This window comes from Francisella sp. XLW-1 (assembly GCF_008711455.1).
Lineage (GTDB): Bacteria > Pseudomonadota > Gammaproteobacteria > Francisellales > Francisellaceae > Francisella > Francisella salimarina.
Genome location: NZ_VXKP01000001.1, coordinates 219,491 through 238,927, shown reverse-complemented (window position 1 = coordinate 238,927; position 19,437 = coordinate 219,491). Strand labels below are relative to the sequence as shown.

Here is a 19,437-nt window from a genome sequence, read left to right as displayed (position 1 = left end):
GACTATACCAAAGCCTTATTTACCATTATAATTATGCTAGTTTTAGTATATTTAATATAAAAAATGATAATAACAAAAGAAGTTGAGTACCGTGGAGACGGTGTTTTATTGAAAGGTTTCTGTGCATACCCTGATAGAGGCGCGCACTTACCGGCAGTATTAGTTGCTCCAACATGGGCAGGTAGAGACAACTTTGCTTGTGAGAAAGCTATAGCGATGGCTAAAAGAGGCTACCTAGGCTTTGTTATAGATATCTATGGTGAGGGCAAAGTAGGTAGCTCTAAAGAAGAAAATGCTGCTCTTATGAATAATCTATTAGAAGATAAATATGCACTGATGACTAGGCTTAGATCAGCATTTAATGTTGTTAGAAAAATGCCTCGTGTTGATAAATCAAGTATTTCTGCAATAGGTTTCTGTTTTGGTGGTCGATGTGTCCTAGATATGGCTAGATCGAACTTTGAGTTAAAAGCAGCTGTTAGTTTCCATGGATTACTAGAATCCAACATCGTCAAAGAACAAAACATAGATACAAAGATATTGGTACTACACGGCTATAATGACCCTATGGTATCACCTGAACAAGTCAATAAATTCCAGCAAGAGATGGATATGCGCAAGGCTGAATGGCAATTACATACTTTTGGTAATACGTATCATGCCTTTACAAATCCTAATGCTAATGATCTGGAGTTTGGTACAGTATTTAACAAACTATCAAATAAAAGAGCCTGGAAGCTTGCTGAAGATTTCTTGAGAGAGACTTTTGTTAGTGGGTACTTTTAAACCATCTAAGCAGATTCAAACCGTAATCCAAACTCTTTAAAAAAATGATCTTATTCATAAATAGCTTGTATATCTATAGATAATTAACTATTATCATTATATGGTCTTTAAAATTAATTTTAATTAAAGATTATACATTATGCACTTATGAAGAATTAAGAGGAGAATACATATGAAAAAGCTACTATTAATCCCTATTATGCTAATAATTATGACAACACTTGTAACTAGCTGTCACCATCATCACAAAAAACAAGAATCTAGTTACTAATATACTCTTATAATCTTCTAATAATAGTTAGTCTTTAATAAAAAATAAATAATGACATAAAAATTTACTTAGTATCTTTCATAAGACCGATATATGGCAACTGGCGATATCTATCATTATAGTCTAGACCATAACCAACTATAAACTTATCTTCAATTTCAAAGCATATATAGTCTAGGTTTACTTCTCTTTCTAGCCTAGCTGGTTTGAATAGTAAAGTCGCGAATTTCAAGCTCTTTGGCTCTAGCTCATTTACACCATCCATAAGCTTATGGTAAGTATGTCCAGTATCCACGATATCTTCGACTATAATTACATTTTTACCTTGGATATACTCTTTTTTCAAAGAACCAATAGTAGAGATTACCTTGCCCGAACTAACTGTACCAGAACCATAAGACGAAGCCGTCACAAAGTGAGTTCTTAGATCAACTTCTAGCTTCCTAGTTAGATCCGCAAAAAACATAAACGAGCCCTTCAATACACAAATCAATACAATCTCTTGACCTGCGTAATCTTTATTTATTTTATCAGCTAGCTTTGTAATCTCAGTTTCTAGCTGTTGGGCATTAATATATACTTCTGTATTATCTTTAGCAAAACTCATAATTAACCCTTTTTGAAATAATCTTCAAAGAATAAAATCTGTTCTCTAGATGGGCCATAAGCCAATGAAGATATTGGAATACCAATATGATTTTCTATAGTTCTTAAATATGTTTTAAGAGCAGTTGGCATATTTTCTTTCGTCACAACTTCATCAAGAGAGAACGGTTCCATATCTACCAATATAGGCTCGACCTTGTATAGATCTATGCCTGGATAAGCACAGAATATTTCTTTGCCTTCATACTTATAACCTATACATATTTTTAGAGTGTCTAAGTCTGAAAGCACATCTACTTTTGTCAAAGCTATAGATGTAAGATTTGAGCATTTAGCCGAGTATTTAAGTAATGGTAAGTCTAGCCAACCGCATCTACGTGTTCTACCCGTAGTTACACCTATCTCACCACCTTTCTTCTGAATAAAGCTACCCACATCATCAAATAACTCAGTAGGGAAAGGACCCTCACCAACTCTAGTAGTATAAGCTTTTGTGATACCTATTACATGATCAAGACTATGTCCTGCAGTTGTTGCACCTGAATACACACCAGCTACAGATGTGCTTGAAGATGTTACAAATGGGTATGTACCATAATCGATATCTAAAAGTACTCCTTGCGCACCTTCATACACAACATTTTTACCTGCAGCAATCGCTTGATCAATTATTGAGAAAGTATCAGCTGAATACTGTTGAAGCTTTTGACCTAATGTATACAATCTCTCAAACTCTTCTTCTAAAGATGGATACTCAACTTTATAAAGATCTCTAAATAATGTCTCTTTCTCTGACAATGAAAGTGCTAATCTTGATCTTAAAACATCTTTGTCAAATAAATGTTTAAATTTGATACCTTTACGTGATACTTTGTCCTCATACGCAGGTCCAATACCTTTACCAGTTGTGCCTATTTTCTCAGTAGTACTACTTTCTCTAACAGCATCTAAAAGCTTGTGATATGAAGTAATAACCGTACAGGATTCTGAGACAAATAGATTATCTGCAGATATCTCAATACCAGTATCTTGTAAACGTGTAATTTCTGCATCTAGAGCTATTGGATCAACAACTACACCATGACCTATTACACATTTTGTGTGCTTATGCAAAACACCTGAAGGAATTAAATGAAGGAATGTTTTTTTACCATTTACGACCAGAGTATGCCCAGCATTATTACCTCCTTGATAGCGAACAACTAGATCTGATTTTTCGGCTAATGTATCGGCAATCTTACCTTTGCCTTCATCGCCCCACTGTGCACCAACGATTACAATATTTGACATATTAAATTGAATATCTAAAGATTAAAGTTTTGATACTAAATATACTAATATATTAGTGAGTATTTTACTAGTAAAATATCTGATAAACAAAAGCGTTTTGACTGAGATTTTGTGATTAAAATTGTTATAATAAGATTTTAATTTTAAGCTTTAACACGCCAATAACAAGGAAAAATCATGTCAAAAATAAAAAGGGTCCTAATATCTGTATCTGATAAAACGGGTATTGTTGAATTTGCCAAAGAGTTAAGCAAACATAATGTCGAAATACTTTCAACAGGTGGAACATCAAAAACCCTTAAAGAAGCTGGTTTAAATGTAAAGGATGTATCTGATCACACTCAGTTCCCAGAAATTATGAATGGTCGCGTAAAAACTCTACACCCACTAGTTCACGGTGGTATTTTAGCAGATAGAGATAACTCTGAGCACCTACAAGCAATGACAGACAACAATATTGGTCAAATTGACATGGTTGTAGTTAATCTATACCCTTTTGTTAATACTGTTAAATCAGGCGCTGACTTTGACACTTGTATCGAAAATATCGATATAGGTGGGCCGTCAATGGTGCGTTCATGTGCAAAAAACCATAAGCACACAACTATCGTAACAAATCCCAATCAGTATGAAATAGTTGCAAAAGAAATGACAGATAATGACGGTCAAACAACTCTAGCTACTAGACGTAATTTTGCTAAAGAAGCATTTGCTCATACTGCTGAGTATGATAGTCATATTGCAAACTGGTTCAGCAAAGAGTTAGATGAAGAATACCCACAAAAACTATTCTCAGTAGGTACTCTAAAGCAAGTTCTAAGATATGGTGAAAATCCTCATCAGAAAGCAGCTGTATACTCTACTGATACTGATTGTGTCAGCATTACAAATGCTAAGCAACTACAAGGTAAAGAGCTATCATACAACAACCTAAACGATGCTGATGGTGCTTTTGAAATGGTTTGTGAATACTCAGAACCCTCATGTGCGATTATCAAACATGCAAACCCTTGTGGTATCGCATCTGGTGAAAATGCTTTTGAAGCTTGGACAAAAGCCCTAGCTTGTGATCCAATTTCAGCTTTTGGTGGTATTGTTGCATTTAACTGCGAGGTTGATAAAAAATTTGCAGAATCTCTAGGCAAGATGTTCCTAGAAGTAATAATTGCTCCAAGCTATACTCAAGAAGCACTTGATATCTTAGCTGCTAAAAAGAACCTTAGAGTTCTAGAGACTGGCAAAGCTTTTGATACAAAATCATCGCGTATGATTAGCAAAAATATTCATGGTGGGATTTTATCTCAATCTTATGACAACGGTGGTGTTGACATTACTGATTGCAAAGTTGTAACTGACAGAGCTCCAACTGACAAAGAGTGGGCTGACATGATGTTTGCTTGGAAAGCTGTTAAATATGTCAAATCTAATGCTATCGTCTATGCTAGAGATACTCAGACAGTTGGTATCGGAGCGGGGCAAATGTCGCGTGTTGACTCAGCTAGAATTGGAGCAGAAAAAGCACAAGCTCATGAAGGTGCTAAAGGTTCTGCTGTGGCTTCAGATGCCTTTTTCCCATTTGCTGATGGTTTAGAGGAATGTATCAAAGCTGGTGCAACTGCTGTAATCCAACCTGGTGGTTCAAAGAATGACCAGGAAGTTATTGATGCTGCTAACAAAGCAGGTATTACTATGGTCTTCACAGGTATGAGACATTTTAGACATTAATCTTTTAAAAACATCTATCTTATTTAAATCTTCTAATTGTATAGTCACTATTTTTAAGATAATGCTGATGTCAACAATGGCGATATTACTAATATTATTCCAACAAAAATAACAAAATAGATACTTTTAGTTCGATATTTCTCAAGACTAGGTATTTTAAAAACAATATACGCAGGCACCAAGCAACCCAATATACCAAAGACAGGTCCAGACAAAGGTACTAATTTATATACAGGAGCATCAAAAACTATTGAAAGCCATGTCATAAAAAAAATTATTCCTACCACAAGCGTATTTAGACTAAAAATACCCTTTGAGTCATCTTTTAGCCCTAATTTGATAGCACTATTTCGCAGCAAGCCTTTTAGAGACTCCTCCATACCTGCTAGCACACTCAAAAAAGATGTCAAAATAGCACATAAGCTAATAATAATTCCACATGTATATATCAGCATATTTGATATGTGCTGTTTCTCTAAAAGTATAAATGCTGATTGATTATTTTGTGTTGCCTCTAATGCATCAGCTCTAGGAATAACTAGCGAAAATGATAAAACATAAAAACCAATAATAATAACCAAGATCACAAATGCTAAAGTCATGGTTTTTAAAGTTTTAGATAAAACAAAATCCTTATCTTTATTACCATAATACTTGCGATAGCCAATCACCATAGGGCTTAGAGATTGGATAAATAATATCGATGTCAAAGAAAATGGTAACATAATAATACTCTTAGCAACGAACTCGCCAGTATCTGTTGGCATTTCGACAACATTCTTAAGTGACCACAGTGGAATCAAAGATATAGACACCAAGATAATCGCTACAATTAATATAAACACCAAAAAAGTTGATACTCGTACAAATAGTTTCTGACTTTTCATTCCAGTGAATATCAGTACAATCATCAGTAAAGCACTATATAGTGCATTTTCTTCCAGGTGCGGGTTTGAACTAATATCAAACATATACAAATATGCTGCTAATGATTTTGCAACAACTTCAGCATATATAATAGTCCATGTTAACATCATCAATAAATATACAGCTCCTAAAAAAACTGCCCATTTACTACCTAGTAATTCAGCTACAGTGTCCTTATATGTTTTTGGTTGTTTTGTAGCAAACAAAGTCTCTATGTATAGCTTTTGAAATAGATAAATACCAGGATAAGCTATTAGTATTGAGACAACAAAAACTACAAAACCTACAACCCCAACACTCACAGGCACCAATACAATACCGGCACCTACTGCCATACAAATACTGACAACTAACCAACCAAAATCAAATTTATCAAAATTTGCTAAACTTCTCATTTTCAACTAACTTGGATACACGTAATTATATTCTAGCTTTTTTGGCGGTGATTAAAAATGAAGAAATAAAAGATTACAAGACTATTTTCTAAGAAACAACTATTGTTTCACCCACACTAAATTATTAGTATCAAAACCTAGTGCCTTAGCTTTTTTAACAAAATCATTTTTGACACTTTGTGGCACAGCTTTAGTTCTTGATAATAGCCATAAATAATTTTTATTAGCACCTGCAACGTAAGCATACTTATAATCATCATCAAGCTTGAATACTACATAAGCTCCATAAAATGGTCTAAAGAAAGATACTTTTAGATATCCCTTATCATCTTCATCTACAAATTTAGCGATACCTGTTGCATAACTTCTCTTACCAGTTGACGGTGTAACTCCACTATTTACCACCTTTATCGAACCATCTGGGTTTAAGCTATACTCAGCATATACTTCTGTCATACCCTTTTCAAAATTATTATCGAATCTAGCTATCTCATACCATTTACCTAAATATTTATCTGCCTGAAAGTTCTGCACAGGCTTAATATTATCAGGTTTTGTTACACAGCCAGTTAATAAAACTGCAAGCAAAACCACAGCTATTGATAACATTTTTCTCATATTATTCACTTTTAATTTTTTATCCATTACCCAGTATAGTAAACTAATCATGATATTTAACTATAATTAAACTTTTTTAATATTATGCAACTAAGTTATTTTGATCTACTCAAAAAAAACGATTTAACAGAATATAAGCTTTTTATAATCACAGGTGATGAACCTTTACAAAAGCATAATATTATAGAAAAAATAACAGATCAGTTTAAAGCAAAAAGTTATGAAATTTCATATCATGATTTAAATGAGCAAAACTTAGATGTCTTGTATGGCGAAGTTGATAGTTTAAGCTTGTTTGCTATGGATAGGCTTATTCAATTTAGCTTTGATAAGCCTCCTCAAAAAAAGCTCCAACAGGCTTTAGTTGATAAACTATCAAATGAAGATGATAATATTTATCTATTGGTTTTCAATGGCATGAAAAAACAAAATATCTCAGCTAAATGGTTCCAGAGCTTGGAGCATCGTGCTGTACACATACGTATTTTTCAACCCAACATAAATAATGCTATAAACATAATAGATTATGAAGCTAAACAACTGGGGCTAACTCTTACAAAAACTGCTATTCAACTCCTAGTCCAAAAAACAGAAGGTAATCTAATAGCCTCTAAACAAATTATCAAACTATTGTCTCGTCAAGAAGTCCAAAACTTTGATGAAAATACAATTCGTCCATTTATACATGAACATGCTAGTTTCGATATATTTGATTTATCTGAGGCTATTTTATCCCAACAAAAAACTAAAGCCCTAAAAATTCTAAATAGCATTTTAGCTGAAAATGATAAACCTCCCTTAATACTATGGGCTATCAAAAGAGAGCTTAGAATAATCTCTCAACTTAAAAACACTCAACCGACATATCATCAAAAGATATTCAAGGATAATAATATTTGGCCCTCAAAGCAGAAATTCTACATCAGTTTAGCTAATAGAGTTAGTATTGACAAAATATCTACAGGTTTTGAAAAATGCCTAGAAGTTGACCTATACATCAAAGGCGCAAAAAAAGGTAATATCCGGCTTAAACTCAATGAAATAATTTTTGAAATTTTCTAGTTCAGTTTTGAGTTTTTTTTATTGTTAAGCTATAAGTATTATTTACTTTTTTTAGACAGTTGATATTATTAATCAGGATTAATCAATCAATGTTAAGGAATATGTTAAAGATATGAAAGTAGTGACCGCTGAATATATATGGATTGATGGTTCAGATCCTGTACCTGGTCTTAGGTCTAAAGGAAGAGTTTTACCATTTAAAGATTTTGAGACAGCTGACGATTTCCCTGAGTGGAGTTTTGATGGTTCCTCTACAAATCAAGCTACTGGTGATAATTCGGACTGTATTTTAAAGCCCGTTAACTTTGTAATCGATCCACTGAGAGAATGTGGATACCTTGTTATGTGCGAAGTTTATAATCCAGATGGAGAGACTCCACATACCACTAATAATAGAGCTAAGCTAAGAAATTTACTGGCTAGTACAGACTGTCAAGATATGTGGGCAGGTTTTGAGCAAGAGTATACAATGTTCAAGAATGGTCGTCCATTAGGTTGGCCTGCTAATGGCTTCCCTGGACCTCAGGGACCGTATTACTGTAGTGCTGGTAATAGCAAAGCCTATGGTCGTGATCTAGTAGAAGCTCATATGCAAGCTTGTTTAGATGCCGGAATACTATTTTATGGTATCAATGCTGAAGTTATGCCTGGACAGTGGGAGTTCCAAATTGGTTACAGAGGTGTCGAAGGCGAAGATGCTGGAATACTGAACATATCTGATCATACACATTTAGCAAGATGGCTTTTAGAAAGACTTGGTGAAGAGTATGGTATAGATATTTCATTTGATAATAAGCCTATCAAAGGTGACTGGAATGGTGCAGGTCTTCATACAAATTTCTCTACAAGTAAAACAAGAGATCCAGAAACAGGTAGAGAAGCGATTAAGAAAATTTGCGCTTCATTAGAAAAAAATCATAAAATAGACATACTAAACTATGGACACAATCTTCACGAAAGGTTAACAGGCGAATTAGAAACATCTGATATGAGTAGTTTTAGTGTCGGAGATGCTGACAGAGGCTGTTCTATTAGAATCCCTAGACCTGTTGCTCTTAAGGGTTATGGCTACCTTGAAGATAGAAGGCCTGGTGCAAACTCTGATCCATATGTAGTTGCTATGGCTTTAGCAAACGCTGCTATTAACTAGCCTAAGCGTTTCTATATATTAAATCTCTCTTTTTTTATGTAAAATAAAATCCATACAATCTTTAAAACATATCTAAATGAAAACAAAAATGATTAGAGCTGGAGCTACTAGTGAAAACTACTATGCAAATATCTTTAATGCTATTAGTGATAAAGATGGTTTTTTGACAAAAACTGATGTATTAGCCATTTTAGATGATGCTGGTATAGCTAGTGATGATCCACGCACCAAAAAGCTGAGAGCTGAACTAGATGGGTTAACGGTCATAGATAAGATTGACTTTAACAAATTCAAGGAAATGACCTTAGAGAGTAGTAGTATCATTGAAAAATCTGTCAATAAAGGCTTTATGATACCTAACTTTAAGGATTTCCAAAAAGAGATTAAAGAAATCTATGAAGAAACCAAAAAGAATGTATCTGGCAAAAATGCAGACTACATCCCCCAATTAGCGCGAGTGGATTCTGAGCTTTTTGCAGTTGCCTTTTGTAGTGTTGATGGCCAAATGATTACTTTGGGCGATTTCTTACATCCATATTGTGTACAATCTACTGCAAAAGCTATTACATACTGTATTGCAACAGAAGAAAATGGCGAGGATAAGGTTCACAAACATGTAGGCAGGGAACCGAGTGGTATTACGTTTAACGCAATCGCATTGAATAAGTATGATTTACCTCATAACCCAATGATAAACTCCGGCGCAATTATGACCTGCTCACTGATTAAACCCGAATGGAATTTAGCGGATAGATTTGAATACATAACAAATGTTTGGAAAAATTTAGCAGGTGGTGAATCTATTGGTTTTGATAATGCGGTATATCATTCTGAAAAAGAAACTGCCGATAGGAACTATGCCCTAGCTCACTTTATGAAAGAAGTTGGAGCATTTCCAGAAGGTACTAATATACATACATCATTAGATTTCTACTTTCAAACATGCTCGATTCAGATCAATGCAAAAAAAATGGCTAAAATCATGGGATCAATTGCTAATGGTGGTATATGTCCTTTTACTCACAAAAAGATCTTTTCTCCGACAACAGTTCGTAACTGTTTATCTATGATGTACTCTTGTGGAATGTATGACTTCTCAGGTGAATACGCATTTTCTGTTGGACTGCCAGCAAAATCAGGCGTATCAGGTGCATTAGTCATAGCCATACCAAATGTTGGTGGTTTTGCAATATTTTCCCCGCGCTTGGACAATAATCACAACTCTGTTAGGGGTGTAGAGTTTAGCAAAAGATTAGTAGAAAAATTTAGTTTCCACAACTATGACCATATCACTCATTGTGACAAAATTAATCCTATTGAGAGTAGAGTAACTATAGAGTCAAACCTAACTCTTGAACTAATCTGGGCTGCCAGTAATGGAGATCTATCAGAAATAAAAAGAGCAGTCGCATTAGGAGTTGATATTAGCAAAGGAGATTATGATAAAAGAACAGCTCTTCACTTGGCTGCTGCTGAAGGTCATGAAGATGTTGTCAAGTACCTCATCCGCAAAGGAGCAAATCCTACTATTAAAGACAGATGGGGCAAAACTCCTCTAGATGATGCTAGAGCTAATAGCCACAGTCATATTGTAAGATTATTAGAAAAAGTCTCATCATAGAAACAGGTAAACTCTTATACTTCATATAATCTTTACTTATATCTCTTATCAAATTATCTGATAATAGCTGGTTGCTTTTATTTTTTAACTCATATATCTTTACTACGGATTAGTTAATTTAAAATCTACAAATAAGGATTTAATTCATGAGTAAATTCATTAATAAAATACTATCAGTAATAGAAATGTTCATATTTGGAATTCGCTGGCTTCAAGCACCAATTTATTTGCTTTTATCACTAGTTCTATTTGGCTTTATCTACGAAATATATCATGAACTTCACCATTTATTTACTGCTTATAGTACCATTGATGAAGATCAACTTATTATACTAGCTCTGACACTATGTGACGTTGTACTAGTAGCAAATCTTGTAGTAATTGTAGTAATAAGTGGCTACGAAAACTTCGTAAGTAAAATGAACCTTGATAAAAAAGGTGGTGGTCAACCTGTTTGGATTAAGAAGTTATCTCCAAATGCCGTTAAATTAAAGATTGCAGGCTCTATTATAGGTATTTCTTCAATATCTCTTTTGAAGAAGTTTCTAGAAGTATCTCACTCATCTGATAGAGATTTAGCATGGTCAGCAGCTATCCACTTAGTATTTGTAATATCTGCGCTACTAATCGCATTTACTTCATTTATAGAAGGTAAATCTCACAAAGCTAGCTATGATGATGATCACTAGTAACTTTACTATCCTAAATATTATTTTCTACGCCCGAGATCTTCATCCTCAGGCTTGCCTTGGATAATTCTAGTACGCTCATCACAAGAAACTAACATATTTTCATCAAATTTAAAGAAAGCATGAACTTCAGCTATTAGTTTACGATTATCCAGCTTGATATTAGCATATACTCTATGTAAAGAGGCTACCATATCACCCTCTTCTACTAGATAAACAAACTCAAATCTAACACTCTCAACAACCTCACGTTGTTTTTTGATGTGCTCAATAAAGCCATCGTAATCAATCTTATGACCATCAACAACTTGTTTATAGTCTAAGCGTACAAATTTTTGAATAAACTTTTCGGAATCAATATCTGGATTATAGATATTTTCAAATAAAGATTTTAATAAGCTTTTTTTCGACACTTTTTACTCAGGCTTCATATGTGGGAACAATATTACATCTCTGATAGATTGCGAATTCGTTAGATACATCACAAGCCTATCAATACCGATACCTTGACCAGCTGTAGGAGGCATACCGTATTCTAATGCTCGGATATAGTCTTTGTCATAAGGCATAGCTTCATCATCACCAGATGCCGCTGCTTCAACCTGCTTTCTGAAACGTTCTGCCTGATCTTCAGCATCATTTAGCTCAGAGAAACCATTAGCAATCTCACGCGCACCAACAAAGAACTCAAATCTATCTGTAAACTCAGGATTACCATCTTGTCTACGTGCTAAAGGTGAAACTACAGCTGGATAATCTGTGATAAATGTAGGTTGAATTAGTTGATGCTCAACCGTCTCTTCGAATATTTCATTTATTAGGTGACCAAGCTCGTGATAAGCTTCTACTTTTATCTTCAGCTTCTCAGCAACAACTTTTGCAGATTCAAATGTTGCTAAATCTTCTTTAGTAATATCATCATTATATTTAACGATTGAATCAACCATTGAAATACGCTCATACTTACCACCAAAGTTAATTTTATACTCACCATACTCAAGTATTTCACTACCTATAACCTCTTGTACAAGTTTAGACAACATATCTTCGGTTAGATCCATAAGATCATTATAATCAGCATACGCCATATAAAACTCAAGCATTGTAAATTCTGGATTATGACGTGAAGATACACCTTCATTTCTGAAGTTGCGGTTTATCTCATAAACACGCTCAAAACCACCAACAACAAGTCTTTTTAGATATAGCTCTGGAGCTATACGCAAGTATAATGGCATATCCAAAGCATTATGATGTGTTTTAAATGGCTTAGCTGCTGCACCACCTTGCAAAACGTGCATCATAGGCGTCTCTACTTCCATAAAATCTAATTTATCAAAATAGTTACGAATAAAACTCACAACTTTTGAACGAACTTTAAAAACTTCTCGAGCTTTTTCATTTGTGATTAAGTCAACATATCTTTGACGATATCTCATCTCTTGATCTGCTAAACCGTGGAATTTATCAGGTAATGGTCTAATTGCTTTTGTTAGGATTTCAAAATGATTTGCCTCAACAGAAAGCTCGCCAGTATTTGTCTTAAACATAGTACCTGTAATACCCACAATATCACCTAGATCACATAGGTTTTTGAAAGTATTGTACTGTCCTTCTGGTAAATCACTTTTTTTAAGATAAACCTGTATTCTACCTGAATAATCCTGTAACGTAATAAAAGAAGCCTTACCCATCACACGACGAAGTACAACTCTTCCTGTTACATTGTAAGTTTTTTTATTTTCTAACTCTTCTAGCTCTTGTTTTGAGTAATGTGCATATTGATTCTGTAAATCATGAGCAACTACATTTCTTCTAAAACCATTTGGATGACTGATACCGTTATTTTGATCTGCTAGTGTTTGAAGCTTTTCTTTCCTAAGCCCCATTTGCGAACTTTCTTGCATATCTGTTACATGTTTTTTAACAAGTACAGATATCTTCTCTTTTACGCTTTCATTTATCTCACTAATGCCTTCTAGAGATTTGCTAACTTGCTCTCTAAGCTTACCTCTTACAGCGTCTTTAACTGTAATATCATTAGCATCCAAATACTCTTTAATCGAATTTTTTATTAAATCTTTTAATTTACTACTCATTTTAAACCTTATTACACTCTCTACGGTTTTGTATATATCTCTGCGATGAAAAAAGACGTCGCTACAACCTATGTAGTAAGTAGCGAAACTTTATTTATCAAACTATTTATTATAACCCACTTTTTAGGCTAGCCTCAATAAACTTATCTAAATCACCATCTAAAACTGCTTGTGTATTTGTATTCTCAACACCCGTTCTTAAATCTTTGATTCGAGACTGGTCTAAAACGTAAGAACGAATCTGACTTCCCCAGCCAATATCAGCCTTTGTATCTTCAAGAGCATTTTTTTCAGCATTTCGTTTTTGCAGCTCCATTTCATATAGCTTTGATTTTAATTGCTTCATCGCACTATCACGGTTTTTATGCTGTGACCTATCGCTTTGGCTTTGTACAACAATATTTGTAGGAATATGAGTTATTCTCACCGCAGAATCCGTTTTGTTGACATGCTGTCCACCAGCTCCTGATGCTCTATATGTATCAACACGAAGATCTGCTGGGTTAATCTCTATATCAATATCGTCATCAACTTCAGGTGATATAAATACCGATGCAAAAGATGTATGACGTTTGCTATTTGAGTCAAATGGCGATTTTCTTACTAGTCGATGAATCCCTGTCTCAGTTCTCAGCCAGCCATAAGCATATTCGCCTTCTATTTTTAAAGTACAGCCCTTAATACCTGCAACATCACCATCTGATACATCATCAACAGTGATCTTGAAACCGTGACTATCTGCCCAACGCATATACATACGCATTAGCATCTCTGCCCAATCCTGTGCTTCTGTACCACCTGAACCTGATTGAATATCCAAAAAAGCATTATTAGAATCCATCTCTCCAGAGAACATTCTTCGAAATTCTAACTTTTCTATCTCGCAAGTTATATCTTGAGTATCTTTTGCAATTTCTTGCATCAAAGATTCATCTTCTTCAGCAAGCTCAAGTAGCTCTGTTAAAGTTTCTAGAGTTTCATAAATATGTTCACAACCATTTACAACATTCTCAAGTTCTACTTTCTGTCTACCCAAGTTTTGTGCATATTCAGGATTATCCCATATAGAGCCATCTTCTAACTCCATAAGAACTTCTGTTAGCTTTTCTTTTTTGACATCATAGTCAAAGATAGTCCCGTAGAGATTCAATACGGGCCGTTAGATCTTTTAATACAATCTTGTAATTTATAGATTCCATTTTATTGATTTTTATTGATTAGAATTTGTGTATAGATTTTATATTTTTGTGCTGAATTTTACAAACAAAGAGTATTCAAAGTTATTTAAATACTCTCTTATTCTTTTAACCTAACTCTGCTATCATTTAGTATAAGATTTCTAATAAAAAATTTACAGATGTCATATCAAGCATTAGCTCGTAAATATAGACCACAATCATTCTCAGAAGTTGCAGGACAACAGCATGCGCTTAATAGTCTAGTACATGCTCTGGAAACACAAAAAGTCCATCATGCCTATTTATTTACAGGCACTCGTGGTGTAGGTAAAACAACACTTGGCAGATTACTAGCAAAATGTCTAAACTGTAAAACTGGTGTTACAGCAGAGCCATGTAATAAATGCGAAAACTGTCTGGCAATTAATAATAATAGTTTTATAGATTTGATTGAGATTGATGCTGCATCACGTACAGGAGTCGAAGAGACAAAAGAGATTCTAGATAATATCCAATATATGCCATCTCAAGGTCGCTACAAAGTATATCTAATAGATGAAGTTCACATGTTATCCAAACAGAGCTTTAACGCACTACTAAAAACATTAGAAGAGCCACCTGAATATGTCAAATTTATATTGGCAACCACAGATTATCATAAAATACCAGTCACAATACTTTCACGTTGTATTCAACTACATCTAAAGCATATCTCACAATCAGACATCAAGGATCAGCTAAAAGTAGTTCTTAATAAAGAAAATATAAGCTCAGATGAGCAATCACTAGACTACATTGCTTATCATGCAAAAGGTAGTCTAAGAGATGCTCTAAGCTTACTTGACCAAGCTATAAGCTTTTGTAGTGGTGAACTTAAGCAAGCTCAAATTAAACAAATGCTTGGGATTATAGATAGTGAAGAGGTCTATAATATTATCGAAGCTATTATAGACAATAACCCAAGTGCGGTATTACCTGCTGTAAAAAATTTAACTCTTACAGAAAGCAATGCTGATGCAGTACTAGATAGAATCGCTGAGATATGGTTTGCATGTTGTATTTATAGTTTTACACAGTCGCTAGATGCCATCAATGATATTGACGTTGATATCATCAATAAGGTTCTTGGCAAAATATCAGTAGAACAAGCACACTTCTTATATCAACTGACTATCATAGCAAAAAAGGATATCTCCCTTGCACCCAGCTTTGAAACTGGTGTAACAATGGCTGTACTTAGACTGATAGCCTTCCAAAAAAAAAACTTAACTAGTAGCCATTCATTAACAACTGGCTCAAATATCTCTTCAGAGACTAAAAATGACATCAAAGCCCTAAAGAATGCTTTGCAGCCACAGCCACAGCCACAGCCACAGCCACAGCCACAGCCACAGCCACAGCCACAGCCACAGCCACAGCCACAGCCACAAAGGCAGCATAGCATACCAACTAGTAAAAACAACTCTTCTGAACCAACACATATGGAGAATGTACAAGAAGAATCTTTAGATAAGAAATGGTTTAATCAACTTACAAGAATTAAGCTAAAAGGATTCACTAAAACATTGGCATACAATAGTCACTTACTTAATGAGTCTGATGAATCTTATGAAATTCAGCTAAATGATGATGCAAAAAAAATTCTTGAGCTTGACCCTCAAAGTTTAGCTAAACTTCAATCAGCAATTAGCCAATACTTGAATAATCCAAGCTTTAGATTAGATATTAAAAACCTACCAAGCATTAACGCTAACTCTAATAGCAAGTCTCCAGCTGAAATAAAAACTCAAAGAGCTATTAAAAAAATTCATAATGATGAAAATGTCAAACTTGTTAAGGAAGCCCTTAATATAGATATTAAAAATGAAGATATAATTTTAACTGATTAAAAGAAGTTATATCAAAGCATCAACCTGTTGTTTTATTGCATCAAAATTAGCTTTAAAGTCACTATTTTGTTTCAATGCACTATATACAACATTACCCATTACTCTCCCAGCCTGCACATCACTTCTCCAATGAGCACCGCAGATCACTCTACTATCTCCATAGTCCACTTCTCTAGCCAAAATTTGCTCCCTATAATTAGGTAGAAGATCAGCTATCGTATACGCAACAACCATACCCCTTGTTGAATGTGCTGAAGGATATGAATGATGTGGATCAGGGTCAGAGCTAGGATCAGAATCAGAATGAGTACAAACATTCTTACTGTAATAAACGTATGGACGCTATCTTTGATAATGGTCTTTTGCCTCTGTTGTAGAGTTTTTTCCATCATGAATAACCTTTTGGAAAAAGTCAGAATGGCTCTTTAACAGTTGCTTAAGTTGCTCTTTCTTTTCTTCTGAAGTATTTGAATCCAAAGGCAAAGCATCTATAAATATGTTAATAAAATTATCTGGATCTGTATTAGCATCATTAATAGCTTGACTATACTTCTCTTTAGATATTTCTTTTGCATTAAAAAAACGACTCTCTACAAAAATTTGATTTGATATGTTCTGATCTTCTGCAAATGATGGTAATAAGTTTGAAACTGGAACAGGTACTTTTTATGCAGGTTCATTAGGTATTTCAGGAGGAGGTGGCAATATTGCTAAACCATTAGGAAGCTTATCTCCACTTAAAAAGCCATCCCCTCTGCGAAAGCTATAGTCGCACAAACAAAAGAAAGCAATACTATTATTTTTTCATACTTGTATATTTCCCTATTTTTATATACAAACATTCAGGGATTATACAAAAATGAATCAATAAGACTAAATATATACTATTGATAACAGTAATAAGAAAATTTTATAAGGGTTTAGATATATTCCCACGCATCTTTATCAGCGAGAATAGCATGTAAGAGTTTATTATTAAGGGTATGACCAGATTTAAAGCAATTAAAATGTCCTAGTATATAACCACCAACATAAAAGTCGCCAATTGCATCTAACAGCTTATGTCTTACAAATTCATCTGCATATCTCAAACCACCATCATTAAGTACACCATCATTTGAAATACCAACAGCATTATCAAGTGAGGCTCCTTTTGCAAGATTGTTTTGGTGTAAGTATGCAAGCTGCTCGTAGAAGCCAAAAGTTCTAGCCTTTGAAACCATCTTAATATACTCATCTAGGTTATACTCAAATAGTATATGATCATTTGTCGCAGCAATTACAGGATGATCCCACTCAATCTTAAACTCATACTTAAGATTATCACTAGGTAAAACTTCTGCAAATTTATCTTCATGCTCAACTCTAACAGGCTTTAATATCTTTATACCTTTACGATTAGATTCTTGCTCAACGATACCAGCTTCTTTTAATAGCTGAGTGAACTCATAAGAGCTTCCATCCATCACTGGTAACTCTGGTGCATTAACTTCAATAAGGACATTATCAACCTCAAACATCGCAAATGCAGACATTAAATGTTCAATAGTCGATACCGATAAGCTCTGATCACCATCCTTTGTTAATAAAGTACACATTATAGCCTCTTTAATATTAGATGGAGTTACTTTGATATCAACTACAGGACTAAGATCAGCTCTACGAAATACTATGCCAGTATCGACATTTGCAGGTTTAACAACCATAGAAACATCAATACCAGAATGCAGACCGATACCCGTAACCGAAAATTCTTTTGTTATAGTTTTTTGCTTCATATTTACTCTCTATTATTAAATTTTAACACTTCAATTTAGCTAACATAATATAGCAATGACAGTAGCAACCTTGCAGATTATCATATACTACAAAAATATAATTACTGTAATCGATAAATTAAATTATATATATCAAAAAATCATATTGATATAGAATCACTGAGATTTTAAGGCTATATCAATATATTTAAATTACTAGAGTTATAAAGAAAAATTATCTTCTTCTAAGGAAACTTGGAATATCTGATTTATTAACATCTTCAGATTCTGTTTTTGGAGTACTAGCAGAAGAGCTAGATACATCATCATTCCTAGAGAAAGATGGTGATGGTTTACTTGAGAAACTTTGAGGTTGACTAGAAGTTGTCTTTTCTACACCAAAGCCTCTTTTCATAGCAACTTTTTCAATACCAGTAACTACAACTGTTACTTTCATAGAGTCTGTCATATCAGGATCGATAACTGTACCAGCAATCACAATAGCTTCATCTGAAATGAATGATCTAATTACTTCACCAACTTCTTCAAACTCACCAATTGACATATCCATACCAGCCGTTATGTTTACAATAACACCTTTTGCACCATCAAGATTAATATCTTCTAATAACGGGCTAGAAATAGCAGCCTCTGCAGCTTCTCTTGCTCTATTCTCACCATTAGCTTCACCCATACCCATCATAGCTAGACCCATATCAGTCATCACAGCTCTAACATCAGCGAAGTCAACGTTAATAAGACCTGGCTTAGTAATAAGTTCAGAAACACCTTTAACAGCATTTCCTAATACATCATTTGCTGCATTAAATGCATCCAAAAGAGATGCTCCTTTGCCAAGAACACTTAAAAGCTTTTCATTTGGTACTGTAATAATTGAGTCAACATGTTGAGTTAATTCATCTATACCATACTCAGCCGCTTTCATCCTTCTAGGACCCTCAAATGGGAAAGGCTTAGTAACTACTGCTACAGTCAGTATACCCATTTCTTTTGCCACTTCAGCTACTACAGGTGCACCACCAGTACCTGTTCCACCACCCATACCAGCTGTGATGAAAACCATATCAGCACCTTCTAGAAGTTGCTCAATTTTTGCTCTATCTTCAGTTGCTGCTCTTTTACCAATTTCAGGATTTGCACCAGCGCCTAGACCTTTTGTAAGATTAGTACCAATTTGTAATACATTTTGTACTTTCGACTTTGATAATGCTTGACCATCTGTATTTAATGCAAAAAACTCAACATCAGTAACATCTTCACACATGTGCTGAACAGCGTTACCGCCACCGCCACCAACTCCAACAACTTTAATTATGGCATTTGAGACCATTGAATCATTAAAATCAAACATAT

General features: G+C 34.3%; 17 protein-coding genes and 1 pseudogene. 7 read left to right on the top strand and 11 right to left on the bottom strand.

Annotated features, from left to right (window positions below; all coding sequences use genetic code 11):
- The first annotated feature begins 63 nt into the window (after positions 1 to 63).
- Positions 64 to 786: a dienelactone hydrolase family protein gene (locus F3D59_RS01180; protein ID WP_013921962.1), complete on the top strand. Its 723-nt coding sequence runs from the start codon at positions 64 to 66 to the stop codon at positions 784 to 786.
- A gap of 335 nt (positions 787 to 1,121) precedes the next feature.
- On the opposite strand, the gene hpt is transcribed toward F3D59_RS01180, so the two are convergent.
- Positions 1,122 to 1,664 carry a hypoxanthine phosphoribosyltransferase gene (gene hpt, locus F3D59_RS01175; RefSeq protein ID WP_150463491.1) on the bottom strand — a complete coding sequence of 181 codons (543 nt, stop codon included), beginning with the start codon at positions 1,662 to 1,664 and terminating at the stop codon, positions 1,122 to 1,124.
- Positions 1,665 to 1,666: 2 nt separating this feature from the next.
- On the bottom strand, positions 1,667 to 2,953 hold the full coding sequence (locus F3D59_RS01170; RefSeq protein ID WP_150463490.1) for an adenylosuccinate synthase: 1,287 nt from the start codon (positions 2,951 to 2,953) through the stop codon (positions 1,667 to 1,669).
- Positions 2,954 to 3,130: 177 nt separating this feature from the next.
- On the opposite strand from F3D59_RS01170, the gene purH reads away from it, so the two are divergent.
- Positions 3,131 to 4,678, top strand: a complete 1,548-nt coding sequence (gene purH, locus F3D59_RS01165) for a bifunctional phosphoribosylaminoimidazolecarboxamide formyltransferase/IMP cyclohydrolase (RefSeq protein WP_150463489.1) — start codon at positions 3,131 to 3,133, stop codon at positions 4,676 to 4,678.
- Between the two features lie 53 nt (positions 4,679 to 4,731).
- Here the strand turns inward: purH and F3D59_RS01160 are convergent, their stop codons facing one another.
- Together F3D59_RS01160 and F3D59_RS01155 are read right to left on the bottom strand one after the other, a co-directional pair.
- A complete protein-coding gene (locus F3D59_RS01160; protein WP_150463488.1) occupies positions 4,732 to 6,000 on the bottom strand; it encodes an aromatic amino acid transport family protein in 1,269 nt (422 codons plus the stop codon).
- A 99-nt stretch (positions 6,001 to 6,099) separates the two neighbouring features.
- The gene (locus F3D59_RS01155; RefSeq protein WP_150463487.1) at positions 6,100 to 6,618 is read right to left on the bottom strand and encodes a lipocalin family protein; all 519 of its coding nucleotides are present in this window, start codon (positions 6,616 to 6,618) and stop codon (positions 6,100 to 6,102) included.
- An 84-nt stretch (positions 6,619 to 6,702) separates the two neighbouring features.
- Here F3D59_RS01155 and holA point away from each other — a divergent pair, with 84 nt between their 5' ends.
- The 4 genes from holA (at position 6,703) to F3D59_RS01135 (ending at position 11,140) form a co-directional block, all read left to right on the top strand.
- Positions 6,703 to 7,680: a DNA polymerase III subunit delta gene (gene holA / locus F3D59_RS01150; RefSeq protein ID WP_150463486.1), complete on the top strand. Its 978-nt coding sequence runs from the start codon at positions 6,703 to 6,705 to the stop codon at positions 7,678 to 7,680.
- Positions 7,681 to 7,792: 112 nt separating this feature from the next.
- The gene (locus F3D59_RS01145) at positions 7,793 to 8,830 is read left to right on the top strand and encodes a glutamine synthetase beta-grasp domain-containing protein (protein ID WP_150463485.1); all 1,038 of its coding nucleotides are present in this window, start codon (positions 7,793 to 7,795) and stop codon (positions 8,828 to 8,830) included.
- A 76-nt stretch (positions 8,831 to 8,906) separates the two neighbouring features.
- The gene (gene glsA, locus F3D59_RS01140) at positions 8,907 to 10,451 is read left to right on the top strand and encodes a glutaminase A (RefSeq protein ID WP_150463484.1); all 1,545 of its coding nucleotides are present in this window, start codon (positions 8,907 to 8,909) and stop codon (positions 10,449 to 10,451) included.
- A gap of 146 nt (positions 10,452 to 10,597) precedes the next feature.
- Positions 10,598 to 11,140 carry a TIGR00645 family protein gene (locus F3D59_RS01135; RefSeq protein WP_013921953.1) on the top strand — a complete coding sequence of 181 codons (543 nt, stop codon included), beginning with the start codon at positions 10,598 to 10,600 and terminating at the stop codon, positions 11,138 to 11,140.
- Between the two features lie 20 nt (positions 11,141 to 11,160).
- Here F3D59_RS01135 and F3D59_RS01130 read toward each other — a convergent pair whose 3' ends face one another.
- From F3D59_RS01130 to prfB, 3 genes are all read right to left on the bottom strand, one after another.
- Positions 11,161 to 11,553: a nuclear transport factor 2 family protein gene (locus tag F3D59_RS01130; protein WP_150463483.1), complete on the bottom strand. Its 393-nt coding sequence runs from the start codon at positions 11,551 to 11,553 to the stop codon at positions 11,161 to 11,163.
- A 3-nt stretch (positions 11,554 to 11,556) separates the two neighbouring features.
- Positions 11,557 to 13,239 (bottom strand): lysine--tRNA ligase, encoded by a 1,683-nt coding sequence (gene lysS / locus F3D59_RS01125; protein ID WP_150463482.1) that lies wholly within the window; start codon positions 13,237 to 13,239, stop codon positions 11,557 to 11,559.
- Positions 13,240 to 13,348: 109 nt separating this feature from the next.
- A protein-coding gene (gene prfB, locus F3D59_RS01120; protein ID WP_224721119.1) for a peptide chain release factor 2 occupies positions 13,349 to 14,438 on the bottom strand; the annotation gives its coding sequence in 2 pieces (ribosomal slippage) (positions 13,349 to 14,365 and positions 14,367 to 14,438; 1,089 coding nt in all).
- Positions 14,439 to 14,596: 158 nt separating this feature from the next.
- On the opposite strand from prfB, the gene dnaX reads away from it, so the two are divergent.
- Positions 14,597 to 16,306, top strand: a complete 1,710-nt coding sequence (gene dnaX / locus F3D59_RS01115; protein ID WP_150463480.1) for a DNA polymerase III subunit gamma/tau — start codon at positions 14,597 to 14,599, stop codon at positions 16,304 to 16,306.
- 6 nt (positions 16,307 to 16,312) lie between these two features.
- Here the strand turns inward: dnaX and F3D59_RS01110 are convergent.
- From F3D59_RS01110 to ftsZ, 4 genes and pseudogenes are all read right to left on the bottom strand, one after another.
- A pseudogene (locus tag F3D59_RS01110) lies at positions 16,313 to 16,609 on the bottom strand (phosphatase PAP2 family protein); the annotation flags it as partial.
- A gap of 39 nt (positions 16,610 to 16,648) precedes the next feature.
- Positions 16,649 to 16,783, bottom strand: a complete 135-nt coding sequence (locus F3D59_RS10160) for a hypothetical protein (protein ID WP_263477946.1) — start codon at positions 16,781 to 16,783, stop codon at positions 16,649 to 16,651.
- 443 nt (positions 16,784 to 17,226) lie between these two features.
- On the bottom strand, positions 17,227 to 18,084 hold the full coding sequence (lpxC, locus tag F3D59_RS01105; RefSeq protein ID WP_146421675.1) for a UDP-3-O-acyl-N-acetylglucosamine deacetylase: 858 nt from the start codon (positions 18,082 to 18,084) through the stop codon (positions 17,227 to 17,229).
- Positions 18,085 to 18,298: 214 nt separating this feature from the next.
- Positions 18,299 to 19,435, bottom strand: coding sequence for a cell division protein FtsZ (ftsZ, locus tag F3D59_RS01100; protein ID WP_013921946.1), 1,137 nt, complete (start codon positions 19,433 to 19,435; stop codon positions 18,299 to 18,301).
- Positions 19,436 to 19,437 lie beyond the last annotated feature (2 nt).